Annotated in this window: 13 protein-coding genes and 1 tRNA gene; 7 read left to right on the top strand and 7 right to left on the bottom strand. The window is 66.9% G+C overall.

The genetic code is table 11. The features are described from left to right. Positions 1–37: 37 nt before the first annotated feature. A tRNA-Gly gene (locus AC07NY_RS10040) sits at positions 38–111 on the top strand. Positions 112–634: 523 nt separating this feature from the next. Here the strand turns inward: AC07NY_RS10040 and trhA are convergent. The 3 genes from trhA to gcvA all read right to left on the bottom strand — a co-directional run bounded on the left by trhA (position 635) and on the right by gcvA (position 3,102). Next, entirely contained in the window at positions 635–1,297 is a 663-nt protein-coding gene (trhA, locus tag AC07NY_RS10035) for a PAQR family membrane homeostasis protein TrhA (protein ID WP_494583589.1), read from the bottom strand. 197 nt (positions 1,298–1,494) lie between these two features. Further along, complete coding sequence (locus AC07NY_RS10030) at positions 1,495–2,097, bottom strand: LysE family translocator (protein ID WP_494583588.1); 603 nt, start codon at positions 2,095–2,097, stop codon at positions 1,495–1,497. Positions 2,098–2,217: 120 nt separating this feature from the next. Beyond that, positions 2,218–3,102: a transcriptional regulator GcvA gene (gcvA, locus tag AC07NY_RS10025; protein ID WP_492287946.1), complete on the bottom strand. Its 885-nt coding sequence runs from the start codon at positions 3,100–3,102 to the stop codon at positions 2,218–2,220. Positions 3,103–3,257: 155 nt separating this feature from the next. Here gcvA and AC07NY_RS10020 point away from each other — a divergent pair, with 155 nt between their 5' ends. Continuing rightward, positions 3,258–4,067: a crotonase/enoyl-CoA hydratase family protein gene (locus AC07NY_RS10020; RefSeq protein ID WP_494583587.1), complete on the top strand. Its 810-nt coding sequence runs from the start codon at positions 3,258–3,260 to the stop codon at positions 4,065–4,067. A gap of 44 nt (positions 4,068–4,111) precedes the next feature. Next, positions 4,112–4,552 (top strand): DUF1330 domain-containing protein, encoded by a 441-nt coding sequence (locus tag AC07NY_RS10015; protein ID WP_494583586.1) that lies wholly within the window; start codon positions 4,112–4,114, stop codon positions 4,550–4,552. 38 nt (positions 4,553–4,590) lie between these two features. Here the strand turns inward: AC07NY_RS10015 and AC07NY_RS10010 are convergent, their stop codons facing one another. After that, positions 4,591–7,314: a bifunctional diguanylate cyclase/phosphodiesterase gene (locus AC07NY_RS10010; RefSeq protein WP_494583585.1), complete on the bottom strand. Its 2,724-nt coding sequence runs from the start codon at positions 7,312–7,314 to the stop codon at positions 4,591–4,593. After that, the gene (locus AC07NY_RS10005) at positions 7,311–8,333 is read right to left on the bottom strand and encodes a TRAP transporter substrate-binding protein (RefSeq protein ID WP_494583584.1); all 1,023 of its coding nucleotides are present in this window, start codon (positions 8,331–8,333) and stop codon (positions 7,311–7,313) included. The genes AC07NY_RS10010 and AC07NY_RS10005 overlap by 4 nt, the downstream gene beginning before the upstream one ends. 562 nt (positions 8,334–8,895) lie before the next feature. Here AC07NY_RS10005 and AC07NY_RS10000 point away from each other — a divergent pair. Continuing rightward, complete coding sequence (locus tag AC07NY_RS10000) at positions 8,896–9,192, top strand: hypothetical protein (protein WP_492287941.1); 297 nt, start codon at positions 8,896–8,898, stop codon at positions 9,190–9,192. 22 nt (positions 9,193–9,214) lie between these two features. On the opposite strand, the gene AC07NY_RS09995 is transcribed toward AC07NY_RS10000, so the two are convergent. Next, positions 9,215–9,466, bottom strand: coding sequence for a hypothetical protein (locus AC07NY_RS09995; protein ID WP_494583583.1), 252 nt, complete (start codon positions 9,464–9,466; stop codon positions 9,215–9,217). A 149-nt stretch (positions 9,467–9,615) separates the two neighbouring features. Then, a complete protein-coding gene (locus AC07NY_RS09990) occupies positions 9,616–9,918 on the bottom strand; it encodes a DUF6522 family protein (RefSeq protein WP_494583582.1) in 303 nt (100 codons plus the stop codon). A 542-nt stretch (positions 9,919–10,460) separates the two neighbouring features. Here AC07NY_RS09990 and AC07NY_RS09985 point away from each other — a divergent pair. Genes AC07NY_RS09985 through AC07NY_RS09975 form a run of 3 tightly spaced genes read left to right on the top strand, consistent with a single transcriptional unit; the run spans position 10,461 to position 13,464 of the window. Next, positions 10,461–11,066, top strand: coding sequence for a flavin reductase family protein (locus AC07NY_RS09985; protein WP_494583581.1), 606 nt, complete (start codon positions 10,461–10,463; stop codon positions 11,064–11,066). A gap of 23 nt (positions 11,067–11,089) precedes the next feature. Further along, a complete protein-coding gene (locus AC07NY_RS09980; RefSeq protein WP_492287937.1) occupies positions 11,090–12,094 on the top strand; it encodes an MsnO8 family LLM class oxidoreductase in 1,005 nt (334 codons plus the stop codon). Between the two features lie 26 nt (positions 12,095–12,120). Then, the gene (locus AC07NY_RS09975; protein WP_494583580.1) at positions 12,121–13,464 is read left to right on the top strand and encodes an LLM class flavin-dependent oxidoreductase; all 1,344 of its coding nucleotides are present in this window, start codon (positions 12,121–12,123) and stop codon (positions 13,462–13,464) included. Positions 13,465–13,487 lie beyond the last annotated feature (23 nt).

Here is a 13,487-nt window from a genome sequence, read left to right as displayed (position 1 = left end):
GACACTGGCGGGTCGGATGGGGAATTTGGCGCCCGATGCGGGTGTAGCTCAATGGTAGAGCAGCAGCCTTCCAAGCTGAATACCCGGGTTCGATTCCCGGTACCCGCTCCAAAGCTCCTTGTACGGACAGCGCGTTAGAATCTGCCGACTCGGCCGGTTCCTGTTTTCCCGGCGTTGACCGAGTTGGCCAGACTTGATGTCGCCACACTCGCTGCATATAGAGGCAGCGTCGACCTGAGTGTCCGGCCTGCTCCCGCTCGAAATGAGCCCTGAGCTTTTCCCGCGTATTCATAGTTTGATCGCCGCAAATGAAGCGGCGCCGCGCCGATTGCATTGCAATCGACGATTTCTCTAAGCCGCGTAGGCTACGCCTCCGGCAATTGGAACAATATGCAACATCAAGTTCGATTGAAATTGAAGACGACGACCCCCAACCCGCTCCTCTTGGACAATGCCTCCCGACGCAGTGGCCGCCCGAAGCTTCATGCTGCGCCGACCGCTCCACGAGCCCCCCGGGATTGGGCACCCGAGCCCTGCGGCCTCACCCGTGAAGAGCTTCGCCAGATCGTCGAAGACATCATGGGTTGAAGCCGATCGCCACCGCCTCTCAGTGGCTCACACGATCGGCGCAGGCTCACACGATCGGCGCAATCGCATAAGCCCGAAACACCGCCCCGTAGAAGCAGCCGGAAGCGACAAGAACGAAGCCGTGCCAGATCGCATTCTGGAACGGCAGGCTTTCCCAGACGTGGAAGATGACCCCGATCGAGTAGAGAACGCCGCCGGCGACGATCAACCACAGGGTGGTCGCCGGCAGCAGGCTGACGCTTTCCCAGATCAGCAGGCCGCTCCAACCGATCGCGAGATAAAGCGCGATCGACAGGCGGTCGAACCGGCCCGGCAAAACCACCTTGATGACGATCCCGGCAGCGGCCGCGAGCCACACGACCGCCAGCAGAACCTGAGCCAAAACGCTCCCGCTCAGCTTCATCAGGAACGGGGTGTAGGTGCCGGCGATGAGGACGTAGATCGCCGAATGGTCGAAGCGCCTGATGAACCATTTGCGGGGCGAGATCGGCCACATGTTGTAGGTGGCGGAAACGATGAGAACGGCGAGCAGGGCCGCGCCGTAGATCGAAACAGGGATCAGGTCGAACAGCGGAGCGCTGCTCGCGACCTGAGCAATCAAGACTGCGACGGCCCCCAATCCCAAGGCAACGCCGAGGACATGGATCACGCCGTCGGCCCAAAGCTCGGCACGCCTGAAAACAAAACGTCCTGTGGCAGGCAGGTTCAAGGGAGGCCTCGCGGGTACCGGAGCTTCACGAAGAAACACCTAGCAAAAACCGGTTGCTCTTTCCTACCTGCGATTTGGACCGGCGCCTATCACCGGCGGTGACCTTGCGCCGATGATTGCCGGCAATGCCTCCTTCCGAAGCCTCCGATGCTCTGCAGAGCGTTCGCATGCCACCGCGACGGAATCGTCGGCAGCCCTCAGGCTGCCGGGACGAGCGCGGGATAGAGCGAGGCGAGCAGCAGCAGCGCCATCGCAATGTTGAAGACGCGCAGGAAGCGCGCATCGCCGAGAAAGCCGCGCAGCATCGTCCCGACGCCCGCCCAGGCGATGGTGCAGGGCGCGTTGATAAGCATGTAGACCAGCGTTACGATCAGGATGTTGGAGAAGAAACCATCCTGCGGCGTGTAGGTCGCCACCGCCCCGATCGCCATGATCCAGGCCTTGGGGTTGATCCACTGGAAGGCCGCCATGTCCACGAAGCCGAAGGGCTCGCTGCCGGCACTTTCCGTGCCCATCGCCCCGGAGCGGGCGATCTTCCAGGCGAGATAGGCGAGATAGGCCGCGCCGCCATAGCGCAGCAGATCGTGCAGGATCGGAAAGCCCGTGAAGACCGTGCCGATGCCGAGCCCGACCGCCAGCACCATGGCGGAGAAGCCGAGATTGACCCCGAGAATGGCCGGAATCGTCGGCCGGAAGCCGAAATTGGCTCCCGACACCAGCAGCATCGTGTTGTTCGGCCCCGGCGTGATCGATGTCACGAAGGCATAGACGGCAAAGCCGAGGAGAAGGTCGAAACTCATGAGCCACCACATGATCGGGAAGCTCTCGAATGCGCATCGGTGGCGGCGCGAGGCAAATGAGTAATATTGACCTCCGCGTGAACGATCTTCACGCGTCGCGCCGTCGCAGCCTTGAGGAACTCAAGTGGCTGGCGCCGCGCTTTCCTGCAGGATCCAGGAGCGGAACGCGGTCATGCGCGGATCATCCGCCCGGCTTTCGGCTCCGACGAGCCAGTAAGCGGTCTTGCTCGGGACCGCCTCCCAAACCTCCACCAGCGCGCCCGAAGCCAGTTCCTCGTTCACCAGTGGCTTGCGGCCCATCGCGACGCCGAGCCCCCGGCAGGCCGCCTGGAACGCCATCTGGATGGTGTCGAAGCGCAGGCCCCGCGCTATATCGGGCACGGGACGGCCGGTTTCCGCTGCCCAGGTCGCCCAGTCCTCGCTGGTTCGGGTCACATGGATCAGCGGCGCCTGCTCGATATCGGCGAGGCCCTGGACCCGCTCACGGATCGACGGCGCGCAGACCGGAACCAGCTCCTCGGCGACCAGCTTGTCGGCGATGACACCCTGCCAGTTGCCGCGCCCCATGCGGATCGCAAGATCGACCCCGCCCTCCGACAGCTCCGCCCGCTCCTGTGCGGTATCGATGACGATCTGGATCTCCGGATGCAGCGCGCGGAACTTGTGCAATCGCGGCAGCAGCCAGCGCGCCCCGAATGTCGGCGCCGCACTGATCGAGAGCTGGCCCGATCCATGTCTGTTGATGACCTGCGCGCTGCCGCTGGCCAGCAGGTCGAGCGCCTGGCGTACGACGGGGACATAGGCGCGCCCCGCCTCCGACAGCACCAATCCCTTCGAGGTCCGCAGGAAGAGCGGCACGCCGAGCCATTCCTCCAGCGACTGGATGCCGTGGCTGACGGCGCTCGGCGTCAGCAGCAATTCCTCGGCGGCGTTCTTGAAGCTCGACAGCCGTGCGGCCGCCTCGAACAGGCGCAGCGCGTTCAGCGGGGGTAACCGGGAGCGCATCGCACTCACCTCCTGTCAGGCTTCTCGCGGCACACGCGATCCGGCGCCATTCACCGAAGTGAAATTTGCTCACGTGCCCAAGAAGATTACCCGTTTGTTCGATCCGCAGCCTGATTGCAACGTCCCGCCACGCAGCAGAGGCAGGAGCCGTGATCATGAATGCAACGACGGAGCACCCGGTGCTGATCGAGATCGCCGGCAGCATCGCCACCCTCACGCTCAACCGGCCGGACAAGCTGAATGCGCTGAACTATGCGACGATCGACATGCTGCAACGCGATCTCGACACGATCGAACGCGACGATTCCGTGGGCATCGTGATCCTGACCGGAGCCGGCGACAAGGCGTTCAGCGCCGGGGCCGATATCGCCGGCTTCTCGCTCAGCGTCGAGGCCGGCGTCACCGCCGCCATGAGGGACTTCGTCGGGCGCGGCCAGGCCCTGACCCGGCGCATCGAGAACTTTCCCAAGCCCGTCATCGCCGCGGTGAACGGCCTCGCCTTAGGCGGCGGCTGCGAGATCGTCGAGGCCTGTCCTCTCGCCATCGCCAGCGAGCATGCCCGCTTCGCCAAGCCGGAGATCAATCTCGGCTTTCCCCCGACCTTCGGCGGAACGCAGCGCCTGCCGCGCCATGTCGGCCGCAAGCGGGCCCTCCAGCTCATCCTGACCGGAGAGCCGATCCCGGCCGAGGAAGCCGTGCAGATCGGCCTGATCAACGAGGTCGTGCCTCCGGCCCGGCTCCTGAAGCGGGCGCGGCAGCTCGCGACGACAATCCTTGGCAAGTCGCCGGCGGCGGTCAGCGCCTGCCTGGCGAGCGTCACCCGCGGCATCAACCTCTCCATCGACGAGGGGCTGGCCGTCGAAGCCGGGCAGTTCGCGCAACTGGCCCATACGGCGGACGTCCGCGAAGGCATCAGCGCCTTCCTCGAACGCCGACCGGCCCGGTTCGGCGGGTCCGGACGATAACCGGAACAACGCTCGCAACCCGCAGCACCCGCAAGGTCATGAACATGTCAGGCTATATCGATATCGAGAAGGCACGTTACCTCGCGCTGCGCGACGGCGACTATCAGGGCGCAATCCACCTGCTCAACCTGATCCGCCTGCGCGAGCACGCCGATTATCCGGATGGCCGCGAGGCCAGCGGCGTCGAGGCCTATCAGAGCTACGGCCGGGCCAGCGAGCCGGTGCTCGCCCGCATCGGCGCCCGGATCGTCTGGGAGGGCCGGTTCGAGACGATGCTGATCGGGCCGTGGGGAGAATACTGGGATCTCTGTTTTGTCGCGGAATATCCCAGCGTGCAGGCCTTCGTCGAACTCCTGCGCGACCCCGTCTATCGGGAAGCCGTCCTGCATCGGAAGGCCTCCGCGCTGGACTCCCGCCTGATCGCCCTGCAGCCCCGGCCGGGAGCGACCCGCTTCGGCCAGTTCCTTGCGGAAGCCTATGGCTGATCGCAGCAGTGCTCCCCGCAGGCCGAGCTTCCGACGGGCTAGAGCGTGTCGGACGAGTCGACCGTGCGGCCGCCCCGCTGCCCGTTGCGATTGCGCGGCGAGCGCCTGAACAGGGTCGTGTGGACAGCATGCAGGATCGGATGCGGCCTTCCGAGCAGGTAGCCCTGCGCCTCCGTGCAGCCGGCCCGGTCGACGGCATCGAGCTGGTCCTGCGTCTCGATGCCCTCCGCCGTCGTCGTCATGCCGAGCTCGGCCGCCAGCGCCGCGACCGCCGTCACGATGGCCGCGCTGTCGGAATGGGCCGTCATGTCGCGCACGAAGGAACGGTCGATCTTGACCTTGTCGAGCGGGAAGAGCCTGAGATGGCTGAGGCTCGAATAGCCCGTCCCGAAATCGTCGAGCACGATGCGCACGCCAAGCTCCTTCAGGCTCCTCAGCGTCCCGAGATTGCGATTGTCGTTGGCGAGCAGCGCGGTCTCGGTGATCTCCAGCTCCAGCCGCTCGGGATCGAGCCCCGTCTCGCGCAGGATGTCGCGCACGGTCGCGACCGCATCGCCGAAGATCAATTGCACGGGCGACAGGTTGACCGCGATGCGCAGGTCGCCCGGCAGCTGGGCTGCATCGGTGCAGGCCTGGCGGAGGACCCATTCGCCGAGCTCGACGATCAGCCGGGTCTCCTCCGCCAGCGGCACGAACTCCGCCGGCGCGACGAGGCCGCGTTCCGGATGGTGCCAGCGCAGCAGCGCCTCGAAGCCGCAGAGCTTGCTGGAATTGAGGTCGAAGATCGGCTGGTAGGACAATTCGAACTGCCGCTCCTCGATCGCCTCGCGCAGGTCGGCTTCGAGCGCGAGCCGGGCGCGCAACTGCTCGTCCATCTCGGCCGTGAATACGCAGCAGACGCCGCACCCCAGCGCTTTGGCCTGATAGAGCGCGAGATCGGCCTGTTTCAGAAGCAGGTCCGCGTCGAAATCAGTCCCCTCGGCCACGGCGATGCCGATGCTCGCCGAGATCGAGATCGTGCGATCCTTGATGATGTAGGGCTGGCTGAGAACCTCGATGATGCGCGCGCCCAGCACCTGCGCCTGTTGCGGCTGCTCCCGACCGAGGCTGAGGACCGCGAACTCGTCGCCGCCGAGGCGGGCGACGCAGTCGGTATCGCGTACGCAGGTCGCCAGCCGCTCCGCGACCGACAGGAGCAGCAGATCGCCAACCGGATGTCCGAGCGTGTCATTGACGTCCTTGAAGCGATCGAGGTCGAGGAACAGGAGCGCCACCGCCCCGGCATCACCCCCGGCCCGCCGCAGCGATTTCGCGATCTGGCTGCGGAAGGAGAAGCGGTTCTGCAGGCTCGTCAGGTCGTCATGATGCGCCAGGAAGCGGATGCGGCTTTCCTGATCGATGAGAGCCGCGTTCTGCTGCCGCGCTTCCTCCGCCGCCTCGTTCGCGCGCAGATTGGCAGCGGCGAGTTCGGCCAGCGCCGCCTTGAGCGCGGTGATATCGGTGCGGATGCCGACGGTCCCGCCGGCCTTCATCTGCCGCTCGGTGATCAGGAGCCAGCGGCCATCCGGCAGCAGGCGCTCCATCGCGCCGCTGCCCTGCCGGTGCCAACTGGCGATCTCCTTCACGAACTCGTCGATATCGACGGTCATCTGGGGATATTGGCCGAGCTCCGCGCCCTTGCGGATGATCTCCTCGAAATGCGTTCCGACCGTCATGAAGGGCGCACTCAGGGCGTAGAGGTCGCGGTAGCGCTGGTTGCAGGTTACCAGCCGGTCGTCCTCGTCCCACATCACGAAGCCGTCCGACATCGCCTCGATCGCGTTGTCGAGCACCGCTGCGGCCCGCGCCCGCTCGGCATCGGCGCGCTCGCGCTGGTGGATGGCGAGCAGGATCGCCCCGGCAAAGGCCGCCAGCAGCAGCGCCCCGACGATGGCCGCCGTGATGGTCCTGTCCCGGTCCTGGCGCCAATCCGCAAGAAGATCCGCGTTGGTCGCGCTCAGGATGACGCGGATATCGCCATAGAGCGAACCACGAACCACGTTGAGGGTGCCGTTCTCGCTGCCCCTGGTCCCGACCAAGAAAGCCTTGCCGTTCACGGCCCCCTCCGGCAGCGCGGAGGCACGGGTCTTGCCGATCAGCAATTCGTCATGCGGCAAGGTTGCGACGACCTGGCCGTTGGCGCGCTCGAGCGAAATCTGCGTGCCGGGGCTGATGCCGGTCTCGCCGAGGAGCTTCATCAGCGTGTGCAGGGGGACTTCCGCGACGGGGACGATGCCGTGCCAGGCCGGCATCCGGCGCGCGACGTAGAGCGACCAGTCCCCGGTGACGACGTTGCGCAGCGGCCCGATCAGGTTCGTCGGCTGCCGCCCGACCATCGCGACGGCAAGCGGCAGCCCATGGCGTGCACCACTCGATTTGGCCGAGGCAATGACGCTGCCATCCGGCCCGACGAGCAGGAGGTCGCGGAAGGCCATGGTCTGGAAGTTGAGTCCGCGCAGCAGCTGGCTGGCCGCATCCCGCTGGCCCGGCCCGATCTGTGCGACCTCGAACAGGGTGACGAAACTCGCCAGCGCGCCGTCGACCTGCAGCAATTGCCGGTCGAGCGCATTCTCGACGGCCATGGCGGAGCTTTCCAGCGCCTGCTCGGCGGCGCGCCAGGCGGCGGCCTCACGCTGCCGGACCAGATTGAAGGCACCGGTAGCCGCCACCGTAAGGATGACGGCCGTCCCTGCCGCGACCATGAGTTTCAGGCGGCTGATCACGGCGTCCGTGGCTCGATGGCGTGGAGCGGCTTGAGATAGGTGTTCCAGGCCGAGACGCAGTCCTGGCCACAACGCTCGAACCAGCGCGGCAGGACGACCTCGGCGAGGAGGCGGCGGCGCGTCTCGTCGGCAGGCGAGGCCGGCACCACGGTCATGGGCCGCTCGGGCTTGCCGGAGCAGGGTTCGGTCCCGGCATTGCAGGCGAGACCTTTCCGCGTATCGGCCTCCGTCTGCGACCAGATGCGATCCTCGAGCCGGCCGACACCCATCTTGATGGTGTCGCGCACATCCGTCGGCAGCGCCTCCCAGGCTGTCGCGTTGGCGCCGAAGATCGAGACGCCCCAGCTGAGCGCGAAGGCATGCACGGAGACGGCGACGCGCGGCAGGCCGATCTCGTAGCCGCTCAGCGTGCCGGTGATCGCGCAATCGGCAACCCCGTCGCGCAGCGCCGCCACGATCTCGGCGAAGGGCAGGATCACCGGCACCGCGCCCATCGCCGTCATCAGCTCGGATTGGGCGACCGAGGAGGTGCGTACCTTGCGGCCGGCGAGGTCGCCGAGCCCGGTGAAGGGCTTGGCGCAGAACAGAACCTGGGCCGGATAGGCATAGACCCCGAGAAGCTCGATGTCGTAGCGCTGGCGCAGCACGTTGCGCAGATGCTCCCGGAAGGCATCGACGGTCCGGCGCAGCGTCGCGACATCCGGGTTCAGAACCGGCAGGTCGACAGCGCTCAGCTCCGGTTCGTCGCCCGCGACCGCGCTCAGCAGCGCCGTGCCGAACGAGACCACGCCGAGCCGCAGCAGCTGGAGCATTTCCTGGTTGCGCAGGCCACCCGCATCGAGCGGCCGGATCGTCGCGCTGATGCGGCCCTTCGACAGCACGCTGATTTCCGACTGCCAGAAGGGCTGCTCGATCTTGGTGTATTGGGTGACACCGGCGAGCCCGCCGATGATCTGCAGCTTGATCGGCTCCTCGGCCCTCGTCTGGGCCAGCGCCCCGCAGCCTGCGAAGGCGAGCATCGCAGCGACTGCTGCAATCACAGGCTGCACGCGTCGACGCGGGTGATACGTGATGGTGTTGTCGCAGGCCGTGCCCATCTCCCCCCCGGTGGTCGCCTGTTACGAGGGGGCCGATATTCGACCGCGGGGGTTAACCGGGGTTGAATCGGAAGCTCGACCTTGTCCGGATGGCGTATCTGTCCCCGCTTTCCAGAGGCTGACCAGCAATCGGGAGGCAGGGCTTGTTTGCCGGCAATGGGAGGGCGAGCGTCTCGACGGTACATCCGAATACTGTTCGGGGCGCAGCAGCGGGTTCTATTGCGGAAGCGAGCAATAGCGGAGGCTGCGTGCAACAACGGCCGGGAACGCTTCTGCTGTTGCCGTGCAAGCCAGGCTTGCTATGCTCGATAATCTGGCGATCCTGATCCCAAACCATCCCCCGAGGCCCCGCGGCTTCTCCCTTCACGCGCGTCTGGCGACAACGCGTGGGCGAGCCGAGACCGGCCTGTCGAGCAAGGGCTGGCAGGCGGGAGGGTTCGAGCGATGCAGGTGGGGGCAGAAGATGCGTCTATGGGCGACAGCGGTGCTTTGGGCTCTGGCATGTCCGACGGGAGCGACCAGCGAAGTGCTGCGCCAGGGCGAATTCCTGCAGGACTACATCACCTGCGAAGCCTGGATGAAGCGCGAGGCCGCGGATAACGAGATGCATGCGCTGATCGGCAACTGGGTGATCGATGCCCTGCGCAAGAGCTCGCCGTCGCGGCTGTCGAAATACGGCGACGGCGAAATCCTCGAGGCGGTCGAGCGGCAATGCCGGGCTCAGCCGGCCAAGACCTTGACGGTCGCCACCTTCCTGGCCGGGCTCCGGCTGCCCGAATAAAGAACGGCCGAAGCGCGCCGCGTCAGAACGAGGGCGCGAGGCCGTTGCCGAAGCTGTCGGACCGCCCGGCAAAGCCAGGCGAGCTGTCGCGCGAGTAGGCAGGCCCGCTCAGCCGGGCCGGTGCCGGTCCGGCGTCGAGATAGCTGCGCTGCTGCGGACGGATCGTCATGGTCTGGACGGCCGGCGGCTCGGAATAGGCGGCAGGCTCGCTCGAAACGCAGCCACCCAGCGCCGCGAGGAAAGCCGTGGCTGCAGCGAAATGGAGAATGCGCATCGTTGCCTCGTCATGAAAATGCAGGAGAAAAACGAAGACCGGCCGCGCCGCTGCGATTCACCCCGCTGAACCGTCATTATCGGGACCTCGGCCGGAAATGTACATTACCGCCCCGGAGCTTCCCCGCAGGCCCGGCATGCGTCCTGCGGTCAAGAGTGATCGCGGCGCCCCTGCGACGGAACGAATTCGAGCTGTTCTTCCTCGATGCTCCCATCGGTCGCGATGACGGCTTGCCAGCGGCGATTGCCGCACAGAACGGAGAGGCGCCAGCGCCCGGCATCCTCGCCCTCCCCGCGCTCGACCCGGCTCGTCACCAGCCCGCGGCGCATCAGCTCGCGCAACTCCTCCGCCGACCAGCCGAACCGCCGGGAGAGCCTGACGGCATCGAGCACGAAGGAGCCATCGGCATCCCGGGTGAAGGGAGGTTCGGGCAAGGCTTCGCCGGTGACCATGATGCTTCGCTCCGGAGCGCGATCGTTCGGCCTCTTCTGCCGCGAAGCGACGGCCGCATCCAGCCCATCCACCCGGGAGAGCGGAAATCTTTCCGCGCCGCATGGCCCGGTGGCGCTTCCGCCTCCCGCGGAGCTGATCTTTGAAAGGCTGTTTCATTGACCGCGCGGTGTTCGGCGGAAAGAATGGACAGTATCGAGCGGTGTTCGCACCACTCCTTCGCGGGATTTGCTGGAGCAGCTTGCACCGCGTCAACAATGCTAAAAGCACCACGACGAAATCGTGGGCTCCGCGATACGGAGACACGTCGGTGACGACATGCACGACTTCATCCAATCCTGCTCCCGCGCGCAGGGATCGATGTTCCTGACGGGATGCCGGGCGTCCTGAGCGCCTGAATTCTTTCCATCGCGACGCTGCCGCGACGCCGATCCTTCCGGCGAAGGGGACGCTTGTCCCGTCCTCCCAGCGGCAACCTGCGGAACCGCCATCGATCGGCGCCCCGCTCTCCCACAGATCCAAACGGCCTGCTCCAGAGGTTTCCATGGCGATCCTGTCCCTTGCCTCCTCGCTTCCGACCCGCGCCGCGACCGGCCAGGCCGCCCGTGCTCTCCCGGCCCCGACGGCTGGGAACGGCGATTTCCGTACGGCCTTGCGCCATCTCGCCGGCGGCGTCTCCGTCATCACGACCGGGGGCGGCGAGGATCGCACGGGCCTGACCGTGACCTCGCTCTCCTCGCTCTCGGCCGAGCCGCCGACCGTGATGTTCGGCCTCAACCTCTCCTCCTCGACCTACCCCGTCCTGGCGCGCCATCGCAGCTTCGGCGTGAACTTCCTCAGTGCCTCACAGAAGCAGGTCGCCGACCGCTTCGCCGGGCGCGGCGGCGAGAAGGGCCCGGCCCGCTATGCCGAGGCGGAGTGGAGCGAGGGCCGCACGGGCGCGCCGCTTCTGGAAGGCGCGCTCGCCGCGCTCGATTGCGAGCTGGAAGAGCTGATCGAGCGCCACTCGCACGCGATCGTCATCGGCCGCGTGCGCGAAATCCGGCTCGGCAGCAACGACGCCGCCCTTCTCTACTGGCGCGGCGATTACGAGCGGCTCGGCTGGATGGCCGAGGAAGCGTCGACCGCGCTCGGCCTCCGCTCCGCCTGACCTCCCGAACGGTAGCGAAATCCATGACCTACGCACTCAGCATTCTCGACAAGAGCCCGCTCATCGAGGGCGAAACCGCCGGCACAGCATTGCAGCGCACGGTGAGCCTCGCCCAGGCCGCCGAGCGCCTCGGCTATCACCGCTTCTGGCTGGCCGAGCATCATGACTTCCCCGGTCTCGTCAGCCCGGCGCCGGAGGTGTTCGCCGCCTATCTGCTAGCCCGCACGCAGCGCATCCGCATCGGCTCCGGCGGCGTCCTGCTGCCGCATTACAGCCCCTACAAGGTCGCAGAGGCCTTCAACCTGCTGGCATCGCTGGCGCCCGGCCGTGTCGATCTCGGCATCGGCAAGGCGCCGGGCGGCCTGCCGCTCTCGACCAAGGCTCTGCGTGTGCTGCACGATCCCGCACGCGCACCGTCCTTCGAGGCGCTGCTGGACGAGCTCGACGGCTTCCTGGCTCCGCCTACGGCGACGGATGGCCCGCGGGACAAGGCCCGCGCGCTGCCTGTCCCGCCCGTGACGCCGGAGCGCTTCCTGCTCGGCGCCAGCCCGGACAGCGCCCGGCAGGCCGGCGAGCGTGGCTGGCACTTCGTCTTCGCCGGCCACCACAACGGCGATCCCAAGGCGATCGACGAGAGCCTGAACGCCTATGCCAAGGCCGGCGGCACGGCCCCCCTGCTGCTCGCGGTGGCCGCCTTCGCCGCCGAGACGGCTGAGGAGGCGCAGAGCCTGACGGAGAACCACCGCGTCGTGCGCCTGACCCTCGACAACGGCCAGAACCTCAATCTCGGCAGCGAGGAGCAGGCGGCGGAATATGCCCGCCAGGCCGGCGCCACCTCCTACCGCACCGAGATCCGCAAGCCGCATATCCTCGCCGGCACGCCAGGGCAGGTCCGGCGCGAGCTCGACGGGCTGCATGCGCGCTTCGGCATCGGCGAGTTCGTCATCGACACGCCGACGGCCCTGACCAGCCGGCGCCTCGCTTCCCTCACGCTGCTCGCCGGCGAGAGGCCGGCGCTGGCCGCCTGATCCTCTCTTTCGAAAGGACTGATCCCATGTCCCGCACCCGCCTCACCTTCGGCCTGATGCTCCAGGGCGCCGGCAGCCACATGAACGCCTGGCGCCACCCGAGCAACCCGGCCGATGCCAGCGTCAATCTCGATTTCTTCATCCGCAACGCCCGCAAGGCCGAGGAGAACGGCATCGCCTTCGCCTTCGTCGCCGACGGGCTCTACATCAACGAGAAGTCGATCCCGCATTTCCTCAACCGCTTCGAGCCGCTGACCATCCTCTCGGCGCTGGCCACGGTGACGAAGAAGCTCGGCCTCGTCGGCACGGTCTCGACCTCCTATAGCGACCCCTACACGATCGCCCGGCAATTCGCCTCGCTCGACCTGATCTCGGGCGGCCGTGCCGGCTGGAACGCAGTCACCTCGCCGCTGGAAGGCTCCGGCCGCAACTACAGCCGTCCGCATCCCGAGCATTCGCTGCGCTACGAGATCGCGCAGGAATATCTCGATATCGCCAAGGGCCTCTGGGATTCCTGGGATGACGACGCCTTCATCCGCGACCGCGAGGCCAGCCGCTTCTTCGACCGCGAGAAATTGCACACGCTGAACCACAAGGGCCGCTTCTTCCAGGTCGAGGGTCCGCTCAACATCCAGCGCTCGCCGCAAGGCCAGCCGGTGCTGTTCCAGGCGGGTGCCTCGGAAGCAGGCATCGGGCTCGCCGGCCGCCATGCCGATGCGGTCTTCGCCAACCATGTCCCGCTGGAGGAGGCGCAGGCCCTTTACCGCGCGATCAAGACCAGCGCCGTCGCCCATGGCCGCAGCGCCGACGACGTGAAGCTCTTCCCCGGCGCCGGGCCGATCGTCGGCCGCACCGCCGCCGAGGCCGAGGAGAAGTACCAGGCCATCCGCAACCTCGTCTCGATCGAGGACGCACTGGCCTATATCGGCCGCTATTTCGACCATCACGATTTCAGCGCCTATCCGCTGGACGCGCCGTTCCCGGAACTCGGCGATATCGGCAAGAACAGCTTCCGCTCGACGACCGACCGCATCAAGCGCAACGCCGTCCTGAAGCGCCAGACCTTGCGCGAGGCGGCTTTGGAAGCCGCGACCCCCCGCACGGATCTGATCGGCTCGGCCGAGGAGATTGCCGACCGGCTGATCGAGCGCGTCGAGGCGCAGGCCGCCGACGGCTTCGTGCTCGGCTTCCCGGTGATCGGCCAGGGCCTCGACGATTTCGTCGAGCTGGTGATCCCGGTGCTGGAAGCGCGCGGCGTCTACGACCGCAACCTGCCCGGCACGACGCTTCGCGACCATCTCGGCCTGTCCCGTCGCGAGAGCCGTTACGCGACCCCGTCGGACGCCGAGCCGGCGCGCCGCGCGAGTTGAGCCAGCACCTCAAAACCATCACG

This window comes from Allobosea sp. GW821-FHT09G06 (assembly GCF_059416005.1).
The sequence above is the reverse complement of the archived record's forward strand: the minus strand, read 5'-3'. Positions and strand labels throughout refer to the sequence as shown.